Origin of the sequence: Binatus sp. (SeqCode), assembly GCF_036522015.1 — a bacterium.
Classification (GTDB): Bacteria; Desulfobacterota; Binatia; order Binatales; family Binataceae; genus Binatus.
This window is the reverse complement of the sequence record NZ_DATDGQ010000010.1, coordinates 1-24,503: the sequence shown is the minus strand read 5'-3', so window position 1 is coordinate 24,503 and position 24,503 is coordinate 1. Positions and strand designations below refer to the sequence as shown.

Here is a 24,503-nt window from a genome sequence, read left to right as displayed (position 1 = left end):
GATTTCGAGCACGCGCCGATGCGCCAAACGCCCACGATGATGGCCGACCCGGAGCCGGCTCCGCGACCGGTGCCCGCTTCGGTGCGTCGCATGGCGGCACCGCTGGAGGCGGAGGCACCTCGATACCCTCAGCCGCAGCCGCAGGGGAAATCCACCGGCTTCGAGCTGGGTCAGGCCAGCGACGACAGCACCGAATCGGTGTTCTCCGGTGCGACGCATGCGTCGGGATTTTTTCTCGCGATGTTTTTCTTTGTGGCGATCGCGTTCCTCGGCGCCAGCGCACTTATCTGTGACGAGCCGGCGGCGAGTGCGCGGATTCTCGGCGCGGCTCCGCGAATCGGTAGTTATTTCGCGCGGCCAATCGTACCCGCGATGCTGGTGACGCTGCATGACGTGCGCTCGGAGTATTACACGCTCAAGGGCGGGCATGTCGCGTTGGTGATTACCGGCAACGCGCAGAACGTCGGCGCGCGTCCACTGCACCTGGTCGGGATAAACGCCGATCTGATTGGTGAGGGCTCGCGTTCGCTCGCCAGTCAGAGCGTCTATTGCGGCAACGAGCTCTCGCCCAAGATGCTCGGTGAGATGACGCCGCGCGAAATCGAATTTTCTCAGGGGATGAGTCCGCAGAAGTCGTTCGCGATGGAGCCGTCGGTCTCGGCGCCATTCCTGATGGTGTTCATCGATCCTCCCACGGGCGCCTGCAAAATTCGAATCTCGGTATCGAAGGCCGAACCCAACGCGGGCCTCGAGCCGCCGGCCTGAATCGCGGCCGGCGCGATTATTCCTTCTCGCGCGCGAGCAGTTCGGTGTACTCGTCGGCGTCCATCAGGTCTTCGAGATCGCTCATGTCGGTAATCTTCACCTTGATCAGCCATCCGTCGCCGTACGGATCCTCGTTGACGGTTTCGGGACTCTCGGGCAGGTCTTCGTTGATCTCGATCACGGTGCCGGTCACCGGCGCATAAATATCCGACACCGCCTTGACAGACTCGACGACGCCGAACGGATCGTCCTTGCTGACCTGATCGCCGACGGCGGGCAATTCGATGTACACGATCTCGCCCAACTGGTCTTGCGCGTGGTCGGTAATTCCAACGGTCGCAACCGTATCTTCAGTCGCGACCCATTCGTGCTCTTTCGAATATTTGAGTCCCTGCGGGATCTCCATGACTCCTCCGTTGATCGTGAGCGGTGCGCATTTTACGTTCCTCTGCGCGCGAGGCCGACGCGATCACGTCCAATGATCATGAAGCGCAGCGGCGCGAGTTTTGTCAAGTTCCGATTCGTACCCTGGCAAGCGTCGATCGCACGCATGACTCTTGACTGTCGCGCGTCGATGGCGTTAGCGCGTTCATCGGCCGCGATTGCCAGCGGCTGACCGTGCACCGTATCGTCGAAGCGACGGAGGAACTCTCGAGCATGAATGTCGGAATTCCGACTGAAATTAAATCCGACGAGCAGCGCGTCTCGCTGACTCCGGCGGGCGTCGCCGCGTTGCGCACTCACGGTCACCGCGTGACGGTGCAGGCGGGCGCCGGCGTCGGCAGCGGATTCGCCGACGGTGACTATCGCAAAGCTGGCGCATCGATCGTATCGGGCGCGGCGGGCGTGTGGACCCGCGCCGACATGGTGCTGAAAGTTAAGGAACCGCAGCCGGAGGAATATCCGCTGATGCGTCCGGGGCAGATACTTTTCACCTATCTTCATCTAGCCGCGGACCCTCGCCTGGCGCGCGAGTTGCTTCGCCGCCGCGTGACGGCGGTCGGCTACGAAACGATTCAGCTCGAAGACTCGAGCCTGCCGCTGCTCGCACCGATGAGCGAAGTCGCGGGACGCCTCGCGATCCAGGCCGGCTCGTGGTGCCTGCAGGCGCGCAGCGGCGGCCGCGGCGTGCTGTTAAGCGGTGCGTCAGGCGTGCGGCCAGGCAAAGTAGTCGTGCTCGGCGGCGGAATCTCGGGACTGAACGCATGCCGGGTAGCAGCGGGCGTCGGCGCCGAAGTAACGATCATGGATATCAACCCGACGCGCCTGCGCTACCTGGGCGACCTGCTTGGCGGTCGGGTGACGACCGTGATGTCGAATCGCGCGACACTCGAAGAAGAAGTCACCAACTGCGACCTCGTGATCGGCGCAGTGCTGGTCCCCGGCGCACGCGCGCCCCGACTGCTGAGCGCAAAGATGGTCTCGCGAATGCGTCCTGGCGCCGCGATCGTTGACCTGTCGATCGATCAAGGTGGAATCGCGGAGACGTCCGCCCCGACGACGCATGCGCGCCCAACCTTCATTCGCAACGGCGTCGTGCACTACTGCGTCACCAACATGCCCGCGATGGTCCCGCACACCTCCACCTACGCACTCACCAACGCGACTCTGACTTATGCGCTGGAGATCGCGGACCGCGGGATCCTCGACGCCGGACTGATTAACTCTGCGATTCGTCACGGACTGAATACGTTCGACGGCCACGTCGTGCATCCCGCTGTAGCGCAAGCACTCAAGATGAAACCGCACTCCCCGTGGTGAATCTTGCCTCGCCCCACGAGGGGAGGCGTCACAGACACGCGGCCGACGCGGTCCTCGCGCGGCGGGTGAGGGACCGAATTTTCTGAGATTCTGAATGTGCGGCGCACCAGACAATCGCGCCGCACAGATGTCCCTCACCCTAAACCTCTCCCGACAAACGGGCGAGGGAACCAGAGGTCGCAGAAGATTCGGACTCTACTGGATAGATTGGATTTCCTCCTTAACCTACCTTGATAATAACGCGGCTGCGAATGCGATCACGGTTATGAAGTGAAAGTAAAGGAGAACTCGACATGCGTATCTTCGTCACCGGTGCGACAGGGTTTATCGGTTCTGCCATTGTTCAGGAGCTGATCACCGCGGGCCATCAGGTGCTCGGTCTTGCTCGATCAGAGGCGGGCGTCAAGTCCCTTGTCGCCGCTGGCGCCCAAGTGCATCGCGGCGATCTTGAAGACCTGGAAAGCCTGCGCAGTGGAGCAGCCGCCTCGGATGGCGTGATTCACTGCGCGTTTATCCACGACTTCTCAAAGTTCGCGGAGAACTGCGAGATAGACAAGCACGCCATCGAGGCGCTCGGCGCCGCGCTCGCGGGCTCTGGCCGCCCCCTGGTCGTCACCTCCGGTACGGCCGGTCTCGCGCCGGGAAGCCTCGCGACCGAAGACACAGCGCCCCCTTCCGGCTCCTTCGCGCTTCCCCGCGTTTCAGAACAGACAGGCCTTTCGATGGTGTCTCGCGGAGTCCGCGCCTCGGCGGTACGCCTTCCGCCGTCGGTCCATGGCGACGGCGACCACGGCTTCGTACCCATGCTCATTGGGATCGCGCGGCAAAAGGGCGTTTCGGCGTATGTCGGTGACGGGCTCAACCGCTCGTGCGCGGTGCACCGGCTCGATGCTGCCCACCTCTATCGTCTGGCGCTCGAAAAGGGTTCCGCAGGAGCCAGGTATCACGGGATCGCCGACGAGGGCGTGCCGGTTCGAGACATCGCGGAGGTAATCGGCCGACGCTTGAATGTACCGGTCGTCAGCAAATCCCCTGGGGAAGCAGCCGACCACTTTGGCTTCCTCGGGCTCTTCCTGGGGCTCGACATGCCGGCCTCAAGTGCGCAAACGCAGGAACGGATGGGCTGGCGCCCAACACAGCCTGGGCTAATTACCGATCTCGACCATGCGCGTTATTTCGAAACCGTGAACTGAGGGTGTCGCGCGCGGCGAGGGATCAGAAATGAGGTCCTCGCCATTTTGCGATTAGTACTGGGTGCAGGGCTCAGCCCTGCCGAAGGAAGCGTGAAACCCACCGCGGGTTTTCACGTCAAATGAAGTGATCTACCCTTCCCCTGCTTAGTAGATCCCGTTCGGCCCCGTGTTGTAGCGCTGCTGTCCCGACTTGATCTGGCCGTAGGTGCCGGTTTCGAAGCGCTTGACGTTTTGCGACAGGTTGAGATCGCCGTGAAGATCGGCGACCGCTTCCTTGGTGCCTTCCTGCGCAATTTCGTGAGCGCGCACCCAGCGCCCGGAGCGTTGCACGAAATTGGCGAGATCGAAAAGATTCTGGCTTAACGCCGCCTGCGTTTTGGCGAACTTCGCCGTCCAAACCACTTGCTTGCTCTTGAGATCGACGAACTTGAGCGAGAACGCAACTGATGCCGGACTTGCAGCCGAGTAATCCATACCGACGCGTTCCTCATATTTATCGACGGTGCCGTAGATCACTCCGTCGGCCGACACGTCGTGACCGAGCTTGAGCGCATTTTCATCGAGGTTGTCCAGCGTGGTCGGCGGCATCTTCTGGAGCGCATCGTCGACATCCTGCGCCGGAATCGGATCCCATCCACCGGCCAGAGCGACCTGGCTGTAAAGCTCGGCGGTAATCGCGTCAGCGGCTCCTGGAGCCAGCGGCGTGCCACCGGCCGGCGCGGCGGCGATCAGCGGCATCACGGCGATACGATTGATAGCGACGGTTTTGATTGAACGCACCGCGTGCGACTTCACGTCGCGCTGATTGATCGCGTCGCTCACCGCACCGGTGGTGGAATTCACCGCATCGGCGGCTATCGTCGTGCAACCGGGCGCCAGCCATAGCGCCCCAGCAACGAGCACCAATCTCGCCGTAAGCGCACCGCTGAATCTCATGAGATCACCTTGATCGACAGCTCTTTGAGTTGGCGCGGATCGACTTCCGACGGCGCCCCGCTCATTGGATCAACCGCCTTCTGCGTCTTGGGGAACGCAATCACGTCTCGCAAAGAATCGGTGCCGCAAAGCATCATGCAAATCCGATCGACGCCATACGCAATCCCGCCATGTGGCGGAGCGCCGTAACGAAGCGCGTCGAGCAGGAAGCCGAAGCGATCGATCGCATCTTCGCGTGAAAACCCCAGCAACTCAAATACCTTCAATTGCAGCTCGCGGCTATGGATACGAATCGAGCCGCCGCCGAGCTCCTCGCCGTTGAGCACCATGTCGTAGGCCAGCGCGCGCGCTTCGAGCGGCGAGGTGTCCAGCAAGTGTAGGTCGTCGGGGTTAGGTGCGGTAAATGGATGGTGCCGCGCGGCGATTGGATTGGCGTCGTCGCCCTTTTCGAATAGCGGGAAGTCTACGACCCACAAAAATTTCAGCTCGTCGGATTTGTCGAGCTTGAACCTGGACCCCAGCTGCAAGCGAATATCGCCGAGCACGGGACGCACCTTGTCCGGATGTCCCGCGACCATCAGCAGCGTATCGCCCTGCTTCAGATTCGCTGCGGCCGTCGCGGCGGCCTTTTCGGTGTCGCTGATATACTTTGCGATCGGCCCCTGCCATCCCGCCTCGCCAATCTTCACCCACGCAAGACCCATCGAGTAGCGCGACTTTACCGACTCCGTCAGCTCGTCGAGCTCGCGACGGCTCAGCGGATAATCGCCGGTGGCGTTGATTCCGTACACGGATTCGCCGCGCGCCACAATTTCCGCGAAGACCTTGAATTGAGTGCCGGCGAAGGCCTTGGTGAGGTTTTTCAGTTCCAAGCCGAAGCGCATGTCCGGCTTGTCGATTCCGAAACGATCCATCGCTTCTGTGTATGGCATCCTGATGAACGGCGGCTTGACGTCGATATCGAGCACGCGCCGATAGATCGAGGCGATCATGCCCTCGGCGATCGACTGGATATCTTCGGGACGCGGGCACGTCATCTCGATATCGATCTGGCTGAACTCGGGCTGGCGATTCGCGCGCAAATCCTCGTCGCGGAAGCATCGCGCGATCTGGTAGTAGCGGTCGAAGCCGCCGATCATCAAGATCTGTTTCAGCAACTGCGGCGATTGCGTCAGCGCGTAGAATTTTCCCGGGTTCACACGACTCGGCACGAGGTAATCGCGCGAGCCCTCTGGCGTTGATTTGAAAAGGATCGGCGTCTCGACATCGATGAATCCGTTCTGATCGAGATGACTGCGCACCGCCTGCAGCGCCTGATGCCGCCGGCGCAGATTACGCTGCATCTCGGGGCGGCGCAGATCGAGATAGCGGTACTTGAGGCGGATTTCCTCGGCGGTCGCCTCGCCGTCGGCAATCTGAAACGGCATCGGCGCCGACGCGCTCAGAATCTCAAACGCAGTGACCACCACTTCGATTTCGCCGGTCGGCAGCTCAGCGTTGACGGTCCCCTCAGCGCGACGCACGATCTTGCCTTTGACCGCGACGTAGAACTCGGAGCGTACGTCACCCGCGGCCTCGTGGGCGGCGGCATTGTGCACAGGATTCAGCACCAACTGCACGATTCCGTCGCGGTCGCGAAGATCGATGAAGATAAGGCCGCCATGATCGCGCCGGGTTTGTACCCATCCCCAGAGCGCAACCTCGCGGCCTACGTCGCTGGAGCGAATGGCGCCGCAATAGTCAGTTCGAGGCCACGGCGGCAGCGGAGAATATTGCTCAGTTTTACCCATTACAGTCGAATTTCGTCCCGTGGGTCGAAGGATACCTGTGCCAAGGAGTCTAAGAAACAGTCACTTCGTGCGGCTTTCCGCGATTGCCCGGGCCGCCTCACCCAATTGTACTTCTTGTACTTCGCTCTGGGTGCTCTCCTTGAGGTTGCGCAGCTGCACGACCCCACGCGCCAGTTCATCGTCGCCGATAATCACCGCGTAGCGCGCTCCAATCTTCGACGCGCGGGCGAGCAACGTCTTCATCTTGCGCTCAGGCGATAACATCTCGACGTTCATTTTGTTCGCGCGCAGAACGCGTGCGAGCAGGGTCGCTCGACGCATTGCCGCGGGACCCATCGCGATAATCGCAGCATCAGGCGCAACAGCCGACAGAACGCCGGCAGCTTCCAGAGCCAGCGCCATCCGATCGATGCCGATTGCGAAACCGATGCCCGCAACTGCTGCTCCACCCATCGTTTCTACCAACCCATCGTATCGCCCGCCCGCGACGACCGTGCTCTGCGCGCCGAGGCCACCCGCCATCACCTCGAACGCGGTGCGCGTATAGTAGTCCAGACCGCGCACCATCCGCGGATTGACGACGAAGTGAATGCCCACGCCGGTCAGAAGTTCCTTGACGGTATCGAAATGCGCGCGACATTCGTCGCACAGGTAGTCGAGGCTGTTGGGCGCCGACTCTGTAACCTTCGCGTCTTTCTTGCAATCGAGCAGGCGCAGCGGATTGCGATCGATGCGATTGTGGCAGTCATCGTCGAGTTCGTCCCAATGCGCGCGACCCCATTTGACCAGCGCTTCGCGAAACGCCGGCCGGCACTTCTGGTCGCCGATCGAATTGATCTCCATCGTGAACGGAACTTTGAGGTCGCGACAGAACTCCTCGATCATTATCAGCAGCTCAGCGTCGCAGGCGGCGTCGGGCCGGCCGAATATCTCAACGCCGAACTGATAGAACTGGCGATAGCGTCCCTTCTGCGGGCGTTCGCGCCGGAACATCGGGCCCGAATAGAACAGCCGCTGCTCGGGATCCGTGCGATCGAGCCCGGCCTCGATATATGCGCGCACGACGCCGGGTGTGCCTTCGGGGCGGAGCGCAACGACCGTTTCGCCCTCGTCGCGATCGGTGAACGTGTACATCTGCTTTTCGACGATATCCGAAGTTTCCCCGCTCGAGCGCTGGTAGAGTTGTGTGCGCTCGAGCACCGGAATGCGAATCTCTTTGATCGAGTAGCGATCGAAAATCGCGCGAGCACGCTCCTCGACGAGGCTCATCGCACGCGCGTCGGCGCCGATTAGATCGCGAAATCCTCTGAGTCGCGTCAGCTCCAAGTCACCTAACCCCTAACCCCTTCCCGAGCGGGAAGGGGAACTGGAGTCCCGGCGCATCAGGTCGCGCAGTTGGCGGAAGCCGATCATCTCAACGCCTTCGTCCGCGATCAGCTTGCGCGTCTTGTCGGAGGTGAAGTAGCGGAAGTCGGCTTCGCGCTGGTGGGCGTCGCGCGCGCAGCTTTTCAGTTCGTCGCGCGCGAGTGCAGGATGACAGAGTATCTCGGTCACGCCCGGCTTCAGCGTGCGAAGGAGATTCGTCCAGTAGGACTCGGTTTCCCGCACGGCCGGCGGTCCGTTAAACACCAGATGGTCGGGGGTGACGACGCCGAACGCGTCGAGTTGCTCGAGTATCCCGCCCATTCCATCTGTGCTCATCCCGCGTCGCGACGCGAGCCTTAACGGCAGGCGATAATCGTTGGCCAGCCGCGTATAAATCTCGTGATAGTCGGCGCGCAGTTGCAGCGTTCCCATGTGCGAATCGAGATGAGTCGCGTCGATTCCCGCCGCGAACGCCTTTTCGATCTGCTCGCGCAATTCCGCCTCCGCTTGATCGAGGCGCGCATGCTCGTAAACCTGCGCGACGGTCTGCCATAGGTACCCGCGCTCGTCGACCAGCGATGGCACCGCGCGACGCCCCAGTACCGGACCCCACTTGTAGCTGTCCCATTCGGCGGTGAGCGTTAGATGGACGCCCAGGTCGGCATTGGGATTGTTCCGCGCGAACTCCGCCGCTTCCTCGAACCAGGGACACGTCACGAGGATCGTTGACGACGTGAAAACGCCTTCCTGCAATCCCCTGATCACGCCTTCGTTCTGATCGTGGCACATCCCGAAATCATCGGCATTGATGATGAGCACGCGCGCATCCGCCGCGTAGCCGAGCCGTTCAGCCGTCGATTTTGTTTCGCTTGCCATCTTGTCGATCCCGTCAAATTTATCGGCCCATCGCGCAAAGAAAAAGGGCCGCCTGTTTGGGCGGCCCTCTCTCGAAGTGCCGATTAGGCGTTTCTTTCGTCGTTCCTGAATTACACCGTCAGGATGTGAATCGTGCAGGCGGAACCCAGCCCGATTACGTGGGCCTGGCCCGCCTTGGCGTTAGGCACCAGGCGATCTTTTGCCCGATCGTCCTGCGTCAGGTGCCAGACCACTTCGCAGATATTCGCGACGCCGGTCGCGCCGAGAGGATGCCCCTTCGAGAGCAATCCGCCCGAAACGTTGACCGGATCGTGGCCGCCGAGGCTCGGATGCATGCCGCCGCCCGAATCGATGAACTTGCCGGCTTCGCCGTCGCCGCACAGCCCGAGGTTCTCGTAGTGCACGAGTTCCGCAGTCGCGAAGCAATCATGCAATTCGGTAAGCGCGATGTCCTTGGGCCCGATGCCGGCCTTCTCGTAGGCCTGCTTCGACGCGCGCCGCGTGAGCGTGCTGACGTCGGGCAGCGTCGCGGTGCGATCGGTCCAGGGATCCGAGGTGAGCACTGAGGCCGCGACTTTCGCGCGCTTGCGTCCGCCGGCGAGCTGCTTCAGCTTCTCCTCGCTGACAAGGATCGCAGCCGCTGCGCCGTCTCCCGTCGGGCAGCACATATAAAGAGTGTTGGGAAACGCGACCATGCGCGCATTCATCACGTCTTCCAGCGACACTTCGTTGCGATATTGCGAGAACGGATTCTTGGTCGCATGCTTGTGCGACTTCACCGAGATCTTCGCAAAGTGCTCGAGCTTGGTGCCGTACTTGCGCATGTGCTCGATGCCAGCCTGGCCGAACACGGCCGGCATCAGTCCCGAACCGAGCTTGCCCTCGGTCGAGTACGCGGGATCGCCGCCGCCGGCGCCGCCGAGCAAGCCCTGCTTGCCCATCTGCTCGACGCCAACCGCCATCGAGATGTCATACATCCCCGACGCGACCGACATGTACGCCTCGCGAAAGGCAGTCGAGCCGGTCGCGCATGCGTTCGAGACGTTGATTACGGGGATTCCGGTCTGGCCGATTTGCTGCAGGATTCGCTGCCCGACCATCGCGTTGGACTGGTAGAGATTTCCACAAGCGAACATCTCGACGTCCTTGATTGCAATTCCGGCATCCTTGAGCGCGAGAAGCGCCGCCGCGCCGCCGAGTTCCGGAACGGTCTTCTCGGGATAGCGTCCGAATTTGATCATCCCGGTTCCGAGAACATAAACATTTCGCATCTTGATTCCTCCTGGCGGCCCGGCCCGAAGCTCAGGTCCGTCGTAAAGTTCGTTCGATTCGCTTGCGCTAACCTGATCCTTTAATTTTTACTCGGCTGGTACGAGAAAGCCACTACCTCGTGACCTTCGCGATCCTTGGCCGCCACACCGGTCACCAACTCTACCGGCAGGTTGAAAACCTTGTTGGGTTCTTTCTGCGCCTGCTCGGGATCGACGCCGGTCAGATTCGCGCGGACGCTGATGCCCTCGGGCAAATCGACGATCGCCGTCACGTAAGGCGTCTTGATTCCGGGGAACGACTGATGGACCACCGAGAACACGTACACCTTGCCCTTGTCGGACAAGGTCACTGGCTTGAACTTGTCAGTCTCGCCGCACTTCGAGCATGCGACGCGTTTAGGATCGAGATAAATTGCGCCGCACTTCTCGCACTTGATCCCTTCGAGATGGGGCTTGGGCGCCAATTTGAGCCATGTAACGATCGGGCGCGGTCCCGTGTCAGTAGCTTGAGCCTGCTCAGCCATACAGATCCTCCGGACGATTCAATTCGATGATTGTGATGTCAGAATGACCAACGCCGCCTAATGCGGCGGCGCGTCTTCTTCCTATTGCCGGAGTTTCCCACAGGTGCGTAAGGTCGTCAACCGTCTCGACGGGAAGGGCAAATCACTCTATTGAATGTGAAACCCACCCTGGGTTTCAGGCTTCCTTGGGCAGGGGTGACCCTGCACCCAGTGTTAAGAGCTACTTGTGCTGCCACTTGGGAGGGCGCTTCTCGACGAAGGCGGTCGTGCCCTCGACGCGATCTGCGCTGCCGAAGGTCACGCCGAACGCTTCCTGCTCGAAACGCAGGCCGGCATCTTCTTCCATCGTGAATGCGGCTCGCAGTGCGGCCTTCGCCTGACGTAATGCGACGGCAGATTTGCCTGCGATTTTCTCGGCCAGCTTGCGCGTCGTCTCGAGAAGTTCGCCGGGCGCCACGACCTGGTTGACGAGGCCCAACTCGAGTGCGGTCTTCGCGTCGAACATGTCGCCCGTCATGATCAGCTCGCGCGCCTTGTTGTGGCCGATTCGATGCGGCAGGCGCTGGGTGCCGCCGAAGCCCGGGATGAGCCCGAGATTAATCTCGGGCTGGCCGAAGCGCGCCTTATCACTGGCGACTATCAGGTCGCATGCGAGCGCAAGCTCTAGCCCGCCGCCGAGCGCGAAGCCGTTGACCGCAGCGATGACGGGAATCGGCAGGTCCTCGAAACTTTCCATCACGCGATGTCCCAGGCGAGAAAAATCGAGGCCATCAACCGCCGACATTTTCGCCATCGCCGCGATATCCGCGCCCGCGACGAACGCCTTGTCGCCCGCGCCGGTGACGATCAGCACCCGCACGGAAGCGTCGTGACGCACCTCGCGAATCACGCGCGCAATTTCCTCGAGCACCTCGCGATTCAACGCGTTGAGGGCCGCCGGCCGGTTGACGGTGAGCGTCGCGATCGGCGCTTTGTCGAAAATAATATTTTTAAGATCCACGCTTCTAGTTCCGCCCTGTGAGCTTTCAGTGTCAAGCCCCGCTGCTCGCATCGGCGCTTGCGTACGACTCATCGTGCGGGAAACAATGCGCTCGTGCCCGCCACGTCTAGAGTACAAGCCACTTTTTTCGCGCTCGCGATTGTACTCATCGTCGTTTCGGGATGCGGTTCGCAGGCGCAGGACTTCGTTACCAAGATTCGCGCCGAATCAACCGAGAAATGCAACGAAGGCAATCAGGCCGCCTGCCATACGATCGTGCAGGCGCTCAGCGAGACCAAGGTTGCGATCGAATCCACCGCGCCGATCGAATTGCAGACGCCCGCTTGCAACGCAGGCAACCAGGACGCATGCCAGCAGATGGCCGTGCTGCATGGTGAGTTGAGCACGTGGTGCTCGATGGGCAACAATCAGGCGTGCGCCGCCGTCAATAGCGGTCCGTGGCCGGCGAAATGGGACGAGCCGGCGCTGATCGACGCAGCCAAGCTGTCATGCCTCAGCGGGAAGTTCAAACCCGACTCGAACACCTGCCAGGCGTTGCAGATGATGGACTGACTACTGCCGCTCTTCGAAGCCGAGCGAAATCATCATCTCGTGCAGCGACTGATCGACTTCCACGAACTCGGTCAGAGAGAGATACACGTGGCATCCGCGGCTCCGATCAGCGCTGCCCGGAATCTCCACGATTTTCAGGACCCGATCCGCGTTGATCATCAACGGCCTGTCTTTCATCGTCACTCGCAGCCACATATCCCGCCACCTTCCCCTGAATTCGATTTATAATAGGCGATAAAAGCCAGGCGCGACAGGTCATCGTTCGCTCATGCCGCGAGCGAGAGCGTCCGCGATAGCGCGAGCGACTTGAGCTGCGGTCTTAGCGCTTCGCGTAGCCACTGGCGGCGAGGCGGCGGATAATAGCGCGGGTCGAGCTCGGGACCGGGTCGATGCGCCGCAGTCTGGCCTCACGCTCTTTGGAATCTTCGAGCAGTTCGATGGCGGTACGACAAGCGTTTTCGATAGCGCGCGCCCGTTCAGCGACGCTAGCCCCGCGCCACGAAGGGGCGTCGCGCAGCTTCGGCCATTTTGGAACGCGCTTCACGGCGACAAGTCTACGCGGGAAGATGCGATTGGAACAGCGGGTCGGTTAATACTCGGGTTTGAAATCGAAATGATGGATCGCTTCGATGAAGCGGATGGTGCGCGTCTTCGAGCGCATCACGACGCTGTTGGTCGTCGCCCCGCCGGAGAAGAATCGCACGCCGCGCAGATAGTCGCCGGTGGTCACGCCCGTCGCCGCGAACATGACGTTGTCGCCCGCGAGCTCCTCGAGCGTGTAGCGATGCTTGAGATCGATGATCCCCATCGCGAGGCATGCCTCAGCTTCTTCAGGATTGCGCGGCACGAACCGGCATTGCATCTCGCCACCGGCGGAACGAATCGCAGCGCCGGCAAGCACGCCCTGATGCGCTCCGCCGATTCCGATCAGCATGTCGATTTCGCTTTCGGGACGCGTCGTGGCGATTGCGGCGGACAAGTCGCCGGCTGAGATTATCTTGATGCCCGCGCCGGCGCGGCGCACTTCGTTGATCAGTTTCTCATGACGCGGACGATCGAGGATCGCGACGCGTAAATCTTCGACGTAGACTTTTTTTGCTTCGGCCAGCGCTTTTAGATTGTCCGTCGGCGAACGATCGATGTCGATCACGCCGCGTCCCGCCGGCCCGCATGCGACCTTATCCATGTAAGTGTCGGGGCATCGCAGGATTCGACCGCGCTCCGCGAGAGCGACGCACGACAGCGCGTTGGGGCCGCCGGTCGCGCAGATGATCGGACCTTCGATCGCGTCGAGCGCAACGTCGATTTCGGTGCCTGCGCCGGTGCCCACTATTTCTCCCTCGTACAGGAACTCGGCGTCGCCTTCTTTGCCCTCGCCGATCACGATTTTGCCGTCCATCGCAACCGAGTTCAGGGTCTTGCGCATCGCGTCGCACGCCGCCCGATCCGCCATCCGCTCGTCGCCCTTGCCGATGAAACGGGCCGCCGCCAGCGCCGCGGCTTCGGTCGCGCGTACTACTTCGAGGGCGAGATTCCGCTCCATCCAGGGACCTCCCGGTCAGTTCGATGTGGTCTTCAAGGGGCTTCCGAAGAGCGATTCTATCAGGTGATAGCCGTCGCGGACGAGTATGCCCGTCGCCGTGCCGTCGTCTTCGGTATATCGCCGCGGCGCGCCGCCACCCGGCTTGAATTCCGCCGACGTCATCAGTGCGAACGGTACGGGCTCGGGCGAATGAGTTTTGAGCTGGCTCGGCGTCGCGTGATCGGGCATCAGCAGGATCGCGAAATCACCCAGCGCGCCAAGCCCCGCCAGCATCGGGCCGATGATCAACTCGTCGATACGCTCGATCGCTTCCTTCTTAAGATCGGCGCGGCCCATGTGACCGGCCTCGTCGGGCGCCTCGATATGCAGCAGCAGGAAATCGCGCGACTTGAGCGATTCGAGACCGTAACGCGCCTTGGCGGCGTAGTCGGTATCGAGAAATCCGGTCGCGCCGGGAACCTTTATCAGTTTCAGTCCCGCCAGCCTGCCAAGACCGTTGACCAGATCGACTGCGGAGATCACGGAGCCTTCGACGCCGAAGCGCTCCTTCAATGTTGGCACGGAGGGTCGCGTGCCCTGCCCCCAGAACCATACCGACGACGCCTCGGCCTTGCCCGCATCGCGGCGCGCCTTGTTCACCGGATGCTCACGCAAAATCGCCGCCGAGCGCCGCGTCAGATCGCGCAGCAAATCCGCGCCCGCGCCTTTGGGCAGATGCTCCTCGACGGGCTTGCCCGTGATGTCGTGCGGTGGCGTCAGATGGGTCGTCGCGATTCCGCCACGCCACATCATCAGATGCCGATAGCTGACGCCGTTGAAAAACTCGATTCCGTCGCCCGCCAGTTGCGTGCGCAGGTCCGCGACGAGCAGCGCCGCTTCCTCGCTGGTGATATGCCCCGACGTGAAGTCGTTCATGATCATCGCGCCGCGGTCGCCCGGCTTCAGGGATACGAGATTCATGCGGAACACCACGTCGCGCGGGCCCATCTCGATACCCTGGCTGGCTGCCTCGATTGGCGCGCGACCGGTGTGATAGCGCGCCGGGTCGTAGCCGAGCATCGTCATCGTGCCGACGTCGCTGCCCGACGGCATGCCCTTGGGAATCGTCGCGACCATACCCAGGGTCCCGCGCGTCGCCATCAGATCCATGTTGGGCTTGTGCGCTGCCGCCAGCGGCGTCTTGCCGCCAAGCTCATCGCAGGCCCAATCGGCCATTCCGTCGCCGTGTATGATGATGTACTTCATCAGGAAATTCCGGCTTCGCGAAAAAACGCGAGCAGTGCATCAAGCAGCGCGCGCGGATTGTCGCCCTGCACGTTGTGACCCGACTTCTCGACCCGCACCCATCGGCCGTCAGGCAGCGAACGTGCGAACTTCTGTGCGTCGTCATCGCTGAGCACATCGCTCAATGCTCCGCGCACTACCAACGTTGGGCATCTGATCCTGGAAACTTCCGACGCGAGCCGCACGCGATCGTCCGAGAAGGAGCGCATCGCATCATCAGAGCGGCATCGTTGATCGTGCTTGAAGGTCCACTTGCCAGCCGGCGTCTCGCGCAGGTTGTAGTAGAGGCTGCGGCGCAACACTGCGGGATCGCGGATTGGATTGAATTTGACGGCACGTTCCAGGAATGCCTGTGGCGAATCCAGCTCGGGAGTGGAAGAGAAGGCGCGAATCCGCTCCGCGCCCGGGGCGCTGATTTCCGGCGCTACATCGACAATCACCATCGCGCGCATTTGATCACCGTGGCGCGTCGCAATAGGCGATCGAATTGAGACCGCCCATCGATTGTCCAACCACGATCGGACGTTCTAATCCGATAGCCTCGACAAACCCCTCGAGATCGCCAACATGGGCCGTGATTCGATAGTCGAGGACCGGTGACCATTCGCTGTCGCCATGACCGCGTTGATCGAGCGCGACGCATCGATAGCGGTCGCTCAGCATTACCGCAACGCAATCCCAGGTATGCGCGTTAATGCCGCCGCCGTGCAGGAAAAGGATCGGCGTGCCCGGGCCGCCCCAGTCGAGATAGTGAAAGCGGGTAGCGCCGATGATCACCTGATGGTCGTCGGGGAGCCTGATGGCGACCGGATGGAGATCGGCGATCCCGAGCGCGGTGCGAAACATCGCGAGTTCATCAGTTCGTTCCATTTTCATCGACTTTTTCGTTGTTTACTCGCGCTCCAGAATTTTCAGCACTTTCGCGATGTCCGGTTCGACCACGATAGTGTTACTTAAATTTTTCAGCGCCGTGTCGGGATCCTTCAGGCCGTGGCCGGTGAGCGTGCATACGACGACCGACCCCGGCTTCAGCTGGCCGGCGCCCGCGTACTTCATCAGTCCCGCGACCGACGCCGCCGATGCCGGCTCCGCGAACACGCCGCCCGCTGCGATCAGCCGATACGCCGCGAGGATTTCCGAATCGGTGACCATATCGATGATTCCGCCCGAGTCGTCGCGCGCGCTGGTCGCGCCCTTCCAGCTCGCGGGATTGCCGATTTTGATCGCCGTCGCGACCGTATGCGGATCGTCAATCGGATGGCCGACGACAATCGGCGCCGACTCCGCCGCCTGGTAGCCCATCATCTTCGGAACGCGCTCGCTCAATCCCACCGACTTATATTCCTGGTAGCCCGCCCAGTACGCGGTGATGTTGCCGGCGTTGCCGACCGGCAGAAAATGATGCGTCGGCGCGTCGCCGAGTTGATCGCAAATCTCGAACGCCGCCGTCTTCTGCCCGGCGATTCGATCGGGATTCACGCTGTTGACCAGCCGAATCTTGACCGGATCGCGCTCCGCGACGTCGCGAACCACTTTCAGGCAGATATCGAAATTGCCGATCACCTCGAGCACGCGCGCGCCATGCATCACGCTCTGCGACAGCTTGCCGAGCGCCACTGCGCCCTTGGGAATCAGCACGAATGCCTTGAGCCCAGCGCGTCCCGCGTAGGCGGCAGCGGACGCGGCAGTGTTTCCGGTCGAGGCGCAGATCACGGCGCGAGCGCCCTCACCCAGCGCCTTCGAAATCGCCAGCGTCATGCCGCGATCCTTGAACGAGCCGGTCGGGTTGGCGCCTTCGAACTTAAAGTAAACCTTGATGTTTAGGCCGAGCCGCTCTGCGATCGCAGGCGCCTCGATAAGCGGCGTGTTGCCCTCGTTCAGCGTGACGATCGGCATCGCATCGGTCACCGGCAGGAAGCGCCGGTAATGTTCGATCAGCCCGGGCCAGTGGAACAGCCTCTGATTTTTCGATCCGCGCTTCGAGTCCGACGCCATCGGCTAAAGATTCTCCTCGATTCGGATAAATGCGGGTGCCGACTGCACGATTTTCTTCCTGCGAATCTCCGCCAGCGCGCGTTTCAGGCTGCGCTCGGGTGCGTCATGCGTTCGCATGATTACCGGCACCTCCCGCGCCATGCCGCGGTCCTTCTGAATCACCGACGCTATCGACAACCCGTGCTTGCCGAGCACCGACGCGATCGCCCCGAGCACGCCGGGCTTATCGCGCGCCGTGAACCGCAGGTAATACTCGCATACCACGTCGTCCATCGGCTTGACACTGGCGCCCTTCATCAGGTGAATCGGAAATCCAAAGGCGTGCGTGCGCGCCGATCCTTCGGCCAAACGATGCCGCGCGATTTCAAGTATGTCCGCCATCACCGCCGTCGCCGACGGCATCTCGCCCGCGCCGAGGCCGGAATACATTGTCGCGCCGAGCGCGTCGCCGTGGATATAGATCGCGTTAAACGCGCCGCCGACGCCCGCCAATAGATGCCGATTCGGGATCATCGTGGGATGCACCCGCGCCTCGATTGCGCCGTCGTCGTCCTTGCCGATGGCAAGCAGCTTGATCGCGTAGCCAAGCTCGCGCGCGTAGGCGATGTCCGCCTGTGTGATTTGCGTGATCCCTTCGGTATAGATCTGCGCCGGCTTCACCAGCACGCCGAACGCCAGCGTCACCAACAGGCAAAGTTTGTGGGCAGAGTCGTGTCCCTCGACATCGACCGCAGGATTCGCCTCGGCCAGACCTTTGGCCTGCGCGTCGGCGAGCGCGGAGCTGAACTCGACGCCGTTGTCCGTCATCGTAGTGAGGATCGAATTGCAGGTGCCGTTGACGATTCCATAAACGGCGCGCTGCCGATCTCCCGCCAACGCCTCGCGCAGCGTGCGGATAATCGGGACGCCGCCGCCGACGCTCGCCTCGAAGCCGACGGCGAGACCGCGCTTGCCGGCCTCGCGAAAAATCTCACCGCCATGCTCCGCGAGCAAAGCCTTGTTGCCGGTCACGACATCCTTGCCCGCCGCCAGCGCCTTCATGATGAGCGCGCGCGCAGGGTCGCGGCCGCCAAACAGCTCGACCACGATATCGATGTCGTGACGGGTGACCAATGCGGCGGCGTCGCGGGTGATCAGCTTCGCGGGCAAGCCTGGCACGTCGTCGGGTTTGAGGCTTCGATCGGCGACCGCGGCCAGCTCGAGCGGCGCGCCGAGGATGCGCTCGTACTTGTCGGGATTCCGCAGGAGCAACTTCACCACGCCGCCGCCGACGGTACCGCATCCGAGCAGGGCAATCCGTACCGGTTTCACGCGGGGAAATTTCCTTGCTTCAGGATTCACGGCGATCGTTCAAAAGCTGCCGGGTTCTCAGGCTTTCCCCAGTCCTTGAGTTCTTCCTTGGCCGACTCTGCTACATCGGGCTGCGAATCGCGACTTAGCGTTTGCTCGTATCTCAGCGCTTCGGCCGTCCCGATTTCGGGAAGAACTGACGCGGCAAACTCGCGTTCGCGAGCACTGTTGCTGTTCGCCCATCTTATCGCGTCGTTCATCCCAGCGTCCCGCGACCGACCCAGAAAGCGCTCTATCTTGGCGGCTTCGGCTTTCAAGCAGTCCAATTGGTTCGGGTCGGGCGGCTCGGCGTCATCCGGCGTGGACGAGGCCGCCGGTGCTGACTCCAATATCTGCTGTTGCTGGCTTGTCCCGATTTGCTGGGCTCCAGACGCTCCGAATCCTCCTCCGAATCCGACTCCGTGATTGAACGCCCCTGGCTCTACCGCCATTGGAATCTGTACGGCAGGCTGCGCCACAGGAGCGGGACGATGAGCGACAGCCTCGGCCTCATCGATCGCCGCAATCTCCTTCTTCACAGATGCAAGCTCGCGCTCATAGTACTTCGGGTATTGATTGCTTACTTCGGTGTATCCGGAACCAGTCCAGGCATAAACGATCGGCCAATTTTCTTCGCACGTGCGACAAATTTCGCAATGCGTAACGCTCGTGTCGGAATCTCCTCCGTATTCGACGGCTGCCGTGTCATAGACCACCACTTCGAAACGTCCGTCACCGTTGATGTCTTCGACTCCCGGAGGATCCAGATACCCAGGTTGTAGGTACTGCTCAATCCCGCCGGAGGTTTTGTCGAATATCTCCACATCATTGCAATCGACCGTCCCGCCGGCGTCGTCGCTTACGACTAGCGACAACGTGCCCTGACCCCGCAGATCGACGAAGTGAAAATCGCACAGCTTGCCCATGTCTGGCACGCGACCCGGCAAATGACCGATGAAACTCCAAATAGCTTCCTTCGACGGCGGATTGTGCGCGAGATCGTGAGGAGCGTTCACTGACCAGTCTGCCCGCTTCAGATCATCAAGCGGCGGTTGCGCGGCGGCTGTTACTGCACTCAACAGGCATCCCAGGAACAACGCGCATCCGAATCTGCGTCCATCACGGCCCTTCGCGCAATTTATCAATTTGAAACGGAAGTCCGCTTTCAACTAATCCCCCGATGTTTTCGCGCTTGCGCTCAGGAGCCGCTGGCTGCGCTCGCGGGAATGTCGGCATGACCGGCGCGGAGCGCGTGACGAATCCCACGAAGAGCCTGGCGGGTGCGATGCTCGTTCTCGATCAGCGCGAAACGCACGAAGCCGTCGCCGTCCTGGCCGAAGCCGACGCCCGGCGAGACCGCGACCTTGGCCTCGGCGAGCAGGAACTTGGCGAACTCGAGCGAGCCCATCGCACGGAACGGCTCCGGAATCGGCGCCCACACGAACATCGTGGCTTTGGGCTTCTCGACCGGCCATCCGGCGCGGTTGAGGCCGTCGACCAGCACGTCGCGCCGATTTTTGTAGGTCGCGTTGATCTCGGCGACGCATTCCTGCGACCCGTTGAGCGCCGCGATCGCCGCGACCTGCACCGGCGCGAACATCCCGTAGTCGAAGTACGACTTGAGCCGCGCCAGCGCCGCGATCATCTCGCGATTGCCGACCGCGAAACCGACACGCCAGCCCGGCATGTTGTAGCTCTTTGACAATGTGAAGAACTCGACGCCGATATCTTTCGCGCCGGGAACCTGCATCATCGACGGCGCCTTGTAGCCGTCGAAGCACAGGTCTGCGTACGCGAAATCCTGCGCGACCATGATGTCGTTTTCGCGCGCGAATTCGACCACTCGCTGCATGAAATGCAAATCGACGGTCGCAGTGGTCGGGTTGTGCGGAAAGTTCATGATGAGGAACTTCGGCCGCGGCCAGCATCGATTGACCGTCGCCATCAGCTCGTCGAAAAATTCCTCGCCGCGCCGGATCGGCACGCCCTGCACCTGCGCGCCTGCGATAATGCATCCGTACTGATGAATCGGATAGGTCGGCGTCGGCGCGAGCACCACGTCACCCTGATCGAGAATCGCCAACGCCAGGTGCGCGATGCCCTCCTTCGATCCGATCGTGACGATCGCTTCCGAATCGGGGTCGAGCTCGACGCCGTAGCGCCGCTTGTACCAATCGCAAATCGCAAGCCGCAGCTTGTACACGCCGCGCGAGACCGAGTAGCGATGGTTCGCATTCTTGGTGGCCGCCTCGACCAGCTTCGCCACGATGTGCGGCGGGGTCGCCTCGTCCGGATTTCCCATCCCGAAATCGATGATGTCCTCACCGCCGCGCCGCGCCTGCAGGCACAGCTCTCCGATCGCGTTGAAGACGTAAGGTGGCAGGCGCTTGATTCGTGGGAAATCCATCGAACTATAAGTTTTAACGGACGGCCGCAGACGCCGCTAGTAGTGATACGGCCAAAAGGAACGGATTGAATGTGAAACCCGCGGTGGGTTTCACGCTTCCTTCGGCAGGGGTGACTCTGCACCCAATGGTGAGAGAAGATGCGGGACTTCGTCCCTGCCAGGAAGGGGTTTGGGGCGGAGGCGCCCGATTCTTACCTCGCCCGTTACCTTAGGGGAGAGGCGGCTGGCCGCATCGCGGCCGGTAGGTGAGGGTTCCGAGATTCAAGACGAGAGCATGCTACATCGCGGGGATTTCCGCGGCGACTGTGTTGCTCAGTACGCCGATTCCCTCGATCTCGATTTCGATTACATCGCCGGGCTTGATTTGACCTACTCCCGGCGGCGTGCCGGTCGAGATCACGTCGCCGGGCAGCAGCGTCATGATGTGCGAAATAAAGCTCACCAGGAAATCGGTCTTGAAAATCAGATCCGACGTACGGGCGTTCTGACGAAGCTCGCCGTTGACCTTGGTCGTGAGCGCGAGATCATCGGGATTTTCGATTTCGGTCTCGATGAGCGGCCCAAGCGGCGCGAAGGTATCGAAACTCTTGCTGCGAGTGAATTCGCGATCGCGATTTTGCAGGTCGCCCGCGGTGACGTCGTTCATGCAGGTGTAGCCCAGCACGTATCGCCGTGCTTCAGACCGCGGAACCCTGCAAGCGCGGCGCGCGATCACGATCGCCAGTTCGCCTTCGTAGTACAGCTCACGCGTTTGCGGCGGATAGACTATCGCGTCGTTGGGCCCTATCACTGCGGTTGGCGGTTTAAGGAATATCAGCGGTTCGGCCGGCGGCTGGACTTTCTGCTCGCGTACGAATTCGCCGTAGTTCAATCCGGCGGCGACAATCTTGCTCGGGGTCACCGGCGCCAGCAGCCGCACCGTGTTTAGCGGAATCGATTTGGCCCGTGACGTTCTCGTAAACGCGTCGAGCGGGCCTTCCAACGGTTCGATCCTGTCCGCTTCGAGCGCTCCACATTGTTCGCGGCCGTCGTGGCGATATCGGACAATTTTCATGTGTCGCCATGCTCTTCCCGCCTACGCCAGAGACGGCGCGCCGCGGGAATACCGTGTATTCTCTCGCGCATCTTCTCCAACCATACGAGACGCTTGAAAATTGCCTTGCGACCTTGCGATGTACCACCGTGCTCGGCGCCTTGAAGGCACCGTTCGATTTCCATGTTGAGTCCGTCGAGGCCTAACTTGGAGACCTCTTCTTCAGTTTCCGTGACGCCAGAACGTCTTCCCATTGGCGTTCCTCCGGTCGACTATTTCGCGGAGCCTACCAGCGCGACATCCGCCACCTCGCGCCGACGCATCGCCCAATACACCGGCGCTGCGCACAGCGAGAGCAGTCCCGCGATTTGCCATTCGAACGGTATCCCCGCGGTGTCAGCGATTCGGCCGGCGAACAGCAAGCCGATCGAGCCGCCGCCGGTCTCGAACGTGCTGCGGAACGAAAGCAGCGTCGCGCGATTGCCGGATTCGAGCTGTTCGTTGAACCAGCTCTGCACCAGCGGCATCATCGCGCCTGTGAACAGGTTCATGATGAACAGCATCGCAAGCGAGACCGCCGGCCGGCCGCCGAACAAGCCGCCGAGGAACAGCATCGTGCTCGCGGCAATAACCAACATGCTCACCCGCGCCGCGCGCTGCGATTCGTCGACCGCGAGGCGCGCGCTAACCTCCGCGCCGATGAGGCGAGCGGTGGACAGCGCGCAATAGATCGAGCCGATGATCCAAACGCCAACCCCCAGGCTCTTGTTGAACATCAGCGGCCACGAGATCCAGTAGGGCACCCACGCCGCGACCGTGATTGCGCCGGCCGCGCTTAGCATCAGCACCGTCGGCGCGTTGAATCCGGCGCGGACACCGTCAGTTACGCGCGACGCAACCTGGAGCGGGATCGCCGCAATTCGCACATTGGTCGCATGCGGACGCTCGTCATGCATCAGGAGCGCGCCGACCACGCCGGCGACTACGTAGCCGCCCGCGCCGAGCAGCCACGGCCATGCGATGTTCATATCGGCCACGTAAGCGCCGATCATCGCCGAGCCCATGAAGCCGATCGTCGTCAGTTGCGAGATGCGCGAGAAGAGCCGGTCCTTGAGTCCGTCGTAGCCGGCATCGTCAAGCGCGTCGACGCCCCAGGCGTCAATCGCGCCGTTGCCGAAGGTCGTGCCGATACCGTCGATACTCTCGGCGATGAGGAACACATAGTAATGATGCGCGAGGAAATACAGGATGAACGCGGCGACCCGCAGCGCGGCGCCGAGCACGTACGAGCGGCGCCTGCCGAGCAGATCGGCGAACGCGCCGGTCGGCACGTCGGTCAGGAACAGCACGACGAAGTACGTCGCGAGGACGCTGTTTATCTGGAACTGGTCGAGGCCGCGCGAGTGCAGGAAAATCGGATAGACGCCGAACAGGAATCCGCCGGCGAACGAGTACAGCCCCCATACCGTGTAGTAGCGGCGAGTAATATCGCGAATCGTCGGAGCATGCGGTCGTGCGATTTCCACCGAAATGTTCCCACCCAGGCTGCAGCGCCAAAAGCAAAAGCCCCGGGGCTCGCAAGCGCCCGGGGCTTTTTAGAGCCAAGTATCAATGTCCGTCTCAATTCAGGAGGACCTTAATTGAATTGGGGACTCGACGTACATTACCACTCGGCTTCATGGACGGCAGGATATCCAGTGGCTGACCGTCAGTCAAGCGCCGTGTAGCAAAGCAAAACAGGCTGTGCGGTTTTCAGAATGGCACGCATAACGTAGCATTTGATTGTCCGAATCCTTCGCATGAGCAAGCCGAACCTCGACCGCAGCTTTGATTTTCCAGCCGACGTGCCCGAACCGGGGCTCGCGACACGTGCTTGGCGCTTTTCGAACGTCGTCTGGCTCGCGGCGTACGTGTACGCGGGCTACAAAGGCACGCAACTCTGGACGCGTTTCATCAGCGATCGCGACAAAGCCGAGCTCTACCGCCGGCAGGATCTTCGCGCCGCGCAAGCGCTCAACCGTACCGCGCTCCGCCTTGAAGGTTTGCTCATCAAGGCATGCCAGTTCATCGCGACCCGCACCGACGTGCTGCCCGACGAATGGGTCTCGACGCTTTCCGGCTTGCACGATCGCGTGCCGCCGCGCCCGTTTGCGATGATCCGCGAACAAGTTGAGCGTGAACTCCGACGCCCGCTCGAATCCGTTTACGCCGAGTTCGATCCCGAGCCGCTGGCGTCGGCGTCGCTCGCGCAAGTGCATCAGGCGCGCCTTCATGACGGTCGTCGATGCGCCGTGAAGGTGCAGTATCCGGGAATCGACGGTATCGTCCGCGCCGATCTCCGCAATATGACGACGGTGCTCTATTGGCTGGCGAAGCTCGAGCGCGACTTCGACTATCGGGTTCTGATGCGCGAGGCGCTCAAGTACATCCCGATGGAGCTCGACTTCATTCACGAGGCCGACAACTCCGCGACCATGCGCGCAAACTTCGCCGCGGATTCTTTCGTGCTGGTGCCTGAGGTCTATCGCGAGTTCACCACGCGTCGCGTGCTCACGATGGAGCTGGTCGAGGGAATAAAGATCACGGACATCGACGCGCTCGAGCGCGCGGGGATCGACAAGCACGCCGTAGCGCAGAAGCTGACCGAGATTTTCTGCGACCAGGTTTTGCGCGACGGTTTTTTCCACGCCGATCCGCATCCCGGCAACATCCTGATTCAGCCCGGGCCAAAAATCGTGCTGCTGGATTTCGGCCTGGCCAAGGATTTCCCGCCCAGGTTCCGCGACGGAATCGTGCGGCTGACGTTTTCGATTCTCACCGCGAACCGCGAAGGAATCATCGCCGCGTTCCACGAGCTCGGCTTTCGCACGCGCAACGGC

At 61.7% G+C, this 24,503-nt stretch carries 24 protein-coding genes; 5 read left to right on the top strand and 19 right to left on the bottom strand.

Annotated features, from left to right (window positions below; translation table 11 throughout):
- A partial coding sequence (locus VIW95_RS00620; RefSeq protein ID WP_331582947.1) for a hypothetical protein occupies nt 1–765 on the top strand: 765 nt, incomplete at its 5' end.
- A 16-nt stretch (nt 766–781) separates the two neighbouring features.
- Here VIW95_RS00620 and gcvH read toward each other — a convergent pair.
- Nucleotides 782–1,171: a glycine cleavage system protein GcvH gene (gene gcvH / locus VIW95_RS00615; protein WP_331582944.1), complete on the bottom strand. Its 390-nt coding sequence runs from the start codon at nt 1,169–1,171 to the stop codon at nt 782–784.
- 251 nt (nt 1,172–1,422) lie between these two features.
- Here gcvH and ald point away from each other — a divergent pair, with 251 nt between their 5' ends.
- Together ald and VIW95_RS00605 are read left to right on the top strand one after the other, a co-directional pair.
- Nucleotides 1,423–2,526: an alanine dehydrogenase gene (gene ald / locus VIW95_RS00610; protein WP_331582942.1), complete on the top strand. Its 1,104-nt coding sequence runs from the start codon at nt 1,423–1,425 to the stop codon at nt 2,524–2,526.
- Nucleotides 2,527–2,819: 293 nt separating this feature from the next.
- The gene (locus VIW95_RS00605) at nt 2,820–3,719 is read left to right on the top strand and encodes an SDR family oxidoreductase (RefSeq protein ID WP_331582940.1); all 900 of its coding nucleotides are present in this window, start codon (nt 2,820–2,822) and stop codon (nt 3,717–3,719) included.
- A 144-nt stretch (nt 3,720–3,863) separates the two neighbouring features.
- On the opposite strand, the gene VIW95_RS00600 is transcribed toward VIW95_RS00605, so the two are convergent.
- From VIW95_RS00600 to VIW95_RS00570, 7 genes are all read right to left on the bottom strand, one after another.
- Nucleotides 3,864–4,655, bottom strand: a complete 792-nt coding sequence (locus tag VIW95_RS00600; RefSeq protein WP_331582938.1) for a hypothetical protein — start codon at nt 4,653–4,655, stop codon at nt 3,864–3,866.
- On the bottom strand, nt 4,652–6,445 hold the full coding sequence (aspS, locus tag VIW95_RS00595) for an aspartate--tRNA ligase (RefSeq protein ID WP_331582936.1): 1,794 nt from the start codon (nt 6,443–6,445) through the stop codon (nt 4,652–4,654). Before aspS ends, VIW95_RS00600 begins: the two co-directional genes overlap by 4 nt.
- A 60-nt stretch (nt 6,446–6,505) precedes the next feature.
- Entirely contained in the window at nt 6,506–7,771 is a 1,266-nt protein-coding gene (hisS, locus tag VIW95_RS00590) for a histidine--tRNA ligase (protein ID WP_331582934.1), read from the bottom strand.
- Between the two features lie 12 nt (nt 7,772–7,783).
- Nucleotides 7,784–8,686 (bottom strand): polysaccharide deacetylase family protein, encoded by a 903-nt coding sequence (locus VIW95_RS00585; RefSeq protein ID WP_331582932.1) that lies wholly within the window; start codon nt 8,684–8,686, stop codon nt 7,784–7,786.
- 110 nt (nt 8,687–8,796) lie between these two features.
- The gene (locus tag VIW95_RS00580) at nt 8,797–9,957 is read right to left on the bottom strand and encodes a thiolase family protein (RefSeq protein ID WP_331582930.1); all 1,161 of its coding nucleotides are present in this window, start codon (nt 9,955–9,957) and stop codon (nt 8,797–8,799) included.
- A gap of 80 nt (nt 9,958–10,037) precedes the next feature.
- Nucleotides 10,038–10,481, bottom strand: a complete 444-nt coding sequence (locus VIW95_RS00575) for a Zn-ribbon domain-containing OB-fold protein (protein WP_331582928.1) — start codon at nt 10,479–10,481, stop codon at nt 10,038–10,040.
- A gap of 220 nt (nt 10,482–10,701) precedes the next feature.
- Nucleotides 10,702–11,481, bottom strand: a complete 780-nt coding sequence (locus tag VIW95_RS00570) for an enoyl-CoA hydratase/isomerase family protein (RefSeq protein WP_331582926.1) — start codon at nt 11,479–11,481, stop codon at nt 10,702–10,704.
- Between the two features lie 57 nt (nt 11,482–11,538).
- Here VIW95_RS00570 and VIW95_RS00565 point away from each other — a divergent pair, with 57 nt between their 5' ends.
- A complete protein-coding gene (locus tag VIW95_RS00565; RefSeq protein WP_331582924.1) occupies nt 11,539–12,033 on the top strand; it encodes a hypothetical protein in 495 nt (164 codons plus the stop codon).
- Here VIW95_RS00565 and VIW95_RS00560 read toward each other — a convergent pair whose 3' ends face one another.
- From VIW95_RS00560 to VIW95_RS00510, 11 genes are all read right to left on the bottom strand, one after another.
- Nucleotides 12,034–12,210: a hypothetical protein gene (locus VIW95_RS00560; RefSeq protein WP_331582922.1), complete on the bottom strand. Its 177-nt coding sequence runs from the start codon at nt 12,208–12,210 to the stop codon at nt 12,034–12,036.
- Nucleotides 12,211–12,622: 412 nt separating this feature from the next.
- Nucleotides 12,623–13,576, bottom strand: a complete 954-nt coding sequence (glpX, locus tag VIW95_RS00555) for a class II fructose-bisphosphatase (protein ID WP_331582920.1) — start codon at nt 13,574–13,576, stop codon at nt 12,623–12,625.
- A gap of 15 nt (nt 13,577–13,591) precedes the next feature.
- The gene (locus tag VIW95_RS00550) at nt 13,592–14,821 is read right to left on the bottom strand and encodes a cofactor-independent phosphoglycerate mutase (RefSeq protein ID WP_331582917.1); all 1,230 of its coding nucleotides are present in this window, start codon (nt 14,819–14,821) and stop codon (nt 13,592–13,594) included.
- The gene (locus VIW95_RS00545; protein WP_331582915.1) at nt 14,821–15,312 is read right to left on the bottom strand and encodes an alpha/beta hydrolase; all 492 of its coding nucleotides are present in this window, start codon (nt 15,310–15,312) and stop codon (nt 14,821–14,823) included. Before VIW95_RS00545 ends, VIW95_RS00550 begins: the two co-directional genes overlap by 1 nt.
- Nucleotides 15,313–15,316: 4 nt before the next feature.
- Complete coding sequence (locus VIW95_RS00540; protein WP_331582913.1) at nt 15,317–15,730, bottom strand: alpha/beta hydrolase; 414 nt, start codon at nt 15,728–15,730, stop codon at nt 15,317–15,319.
- A gap of 21 nt (nt 15,731–15,751) precedes the next feature.
- Nucleotides 15,752–16,855 carry a threonine synthase gene (gene thrC, locus VIW95_RS00535; RefSeq protein WP_331582911.1) on the bottom strand — a complete coding sequence of 368 codons (1,104 nt, stop codon included), beginning with the start codon at nt 16,853–16,855 and terminating at the stop codon, nt 15,752–15,754.
- 3 nt (nt 16,856–16,858) lie between these two features.
- Nucleotides 16,859–18,166, bottom strand: a complete 1,308-nt coding sequence (locus tag VIW95_RS00530; RefSeq protein WP_331582909.1) for a homoserine dehydrogenase — start codon at nt 18,164–18,166, stop codon at nt 16,859–16,861.
- A 26-nt stretch (nt 18,167–18,192) separates the two neighbouring features.
- The gene (locus VIW95_RS00525) at nt 18,193–19,263 is read right to left on the bottom strand and encodes a hypothetical protein (protein WP_331582907.1); all 1,071 of its coding nucleotides are present in this window, start codon (nt 19,261–19,263) and stop codon (nt 18,193–18,195) included.
- Nucleotides 19,264–19,382: 119 nt separating this feature from the next.
- On the bottom strand, nt 19,383–20,591 hold the full coding sequence (gene alaC / locus VIW95_RS00520) for an alanine transaminase (RefSeq protein ID WP_331582905.1): 1,209 nt from the start codon (nt 20,589–20,591) through the stop codon (nt 19,383–19,385).
- Between the two features lie 277 nt (nt 20,592–20,868).
- On the bottom strand, nt 20,869–21,645 hold the full coding sequence (locus VIW95_RS00515; RefSeq protein ID WP_331582903.1) for a fumarylacetoacetate hydrolase family protein: 777 nt from the start codon (nt 21,643–21,645) through the stop codon (nt 20,869–20,871).
- 251 nt (nt 21,646–21,896) lie between these two features.
- On the bottom strand, nt 21,897–23,150 hold the full coding sequence (locus VIW95_RS00510; RefSeq protein WP_331582901.1) for an MFS transporter: 1,254 nt from the start codon (nt 23,148–23,150) through the stop codon (nt 21,897–21,899).
- 273 nt (nt 23,151–23,423) lie between these two features.
- On the opposite strand from VIW95_RS00510, the gene VIW95_RS00505 reads away from it, so the two are divergent.
- Nucleotides 23,424–24,503 (top strand): AarF/ABC1/UbiB kinase family protein (locus tag VIW95_RS00505; RefSeq protein WP_331582899.1); only part of this gene is annotated, 1,080 nt, incomplete at its 3' end.

Bases quoted from the DNA above. Each gene is read 5' to 3' on its own strand.
- gcvH (WP_331582944.1), bottom strand. From the start codon at position 1,171: ATGGAGATCCCGCAGGGACTCAAATATTCGAAAGAGCACGAATGGGTC.
- ald (WP_331582942.1), top strand. From the start codon at position 1,423: ATGAATGTCGGAATTCCGACTGAAATTAAATCCGACGAGCAGCGCGTC.
- VIW95_RS00605 (WP_331582940.1), top strand. From the start codon at position 2,820: ATGCGTATCTTCGTCACCGGTGCGACAGGGTTTATCGGTTCTGCCATT.
- VIW95_RS00600 (WP_331582938.1), bottom strand. From the start codon at position 4,655: ATGAGATTCAGCGGTGCGCTTACGGCGAGATTGGTGCTCGTTGCTGGG.
- aspS (WP_331582936.1), bottom strand. From the start codon at position 6,445: ATGGGTAAAACTGAGCAATATTCTCCGCTGCCGCCGTGGCCTCGAACT.
- VIW95_RS00585 (WP_331582932.1), bottom strand. From the start codon at position 8,686: ATGGCAAGCGAAACAAAATCGACGGCTGAACGGCTCGGCTACGCGGCG.
- VIW95_RS00580 (WP_331582930.1), bottom strand. From the start codon at position 9,957: ATGCGAAATGTTTATGTTCTCGGAACCGGGATGATCAAATTCGGACGC.
- VIW95_RS00575 (WP_331582928.1), bottom strand. From the start codon at position 10,481: ATGGCTGAGCAGGCTCAAGCTACTGACACGGGACCGCGCCCGATCGTT.
- VIW95_RS00560 (WP_331582922.1), bottom strand. From the start codon at position 12,210: ATGAAAGACAGGCCGTTGATGATCAACGCGGATCGGGTCCTGAAAATC.
- glpX (WP_331582920.1), bottom strand. From the start codon at position 13,576: ATGGAGCGGAATCTCGCCCTCGAAGTAGTACGCGCGACCGAAGCCGCG.
- VIW95_RS00550 (WP_331582917.1), bottom strand. From the start codon at position 14,821: ATGAAGTACATCATCATACACGGCGACGGAATGGCCGATTGGGCCTGC.
- VIW95_RS00545 (WP_331582915.1), bottom strand. From the start codon at position 15,312: ATGCGCGCGATGGTGATTGTCGATGTAGCGCCGGAAATCAGCGCCCCG.
- VIW95_RS00540 (WP_331582913.1), bottom strand. From the start codon at position 15,730: ATGGAACGAACTGATGAACTCGCGATGTTTCGCACCGCGCTCGGGATC.
- thrC (WP_331582911.1), bottom strand. From the start codon at position 16,855: ATGGCGTCGGACTCGAAGCGCGGATCGAAAAATCAGAGGCTGTTCCAC.
- alaC (WP_331582905.1), bottom strand. From the start codon at position 20,591: ATGGATTTCCCACGAATCAAGCGCCTGCCACCTTACGTCTTCAACGCG.
- VIW95_RS00515 (WP_331582903.1), bottom strand. From the start codon at position 21,645: ATGAAAATTGTCCGATATCGCCACGACGGCCGCGAACAATGTGGAGCG.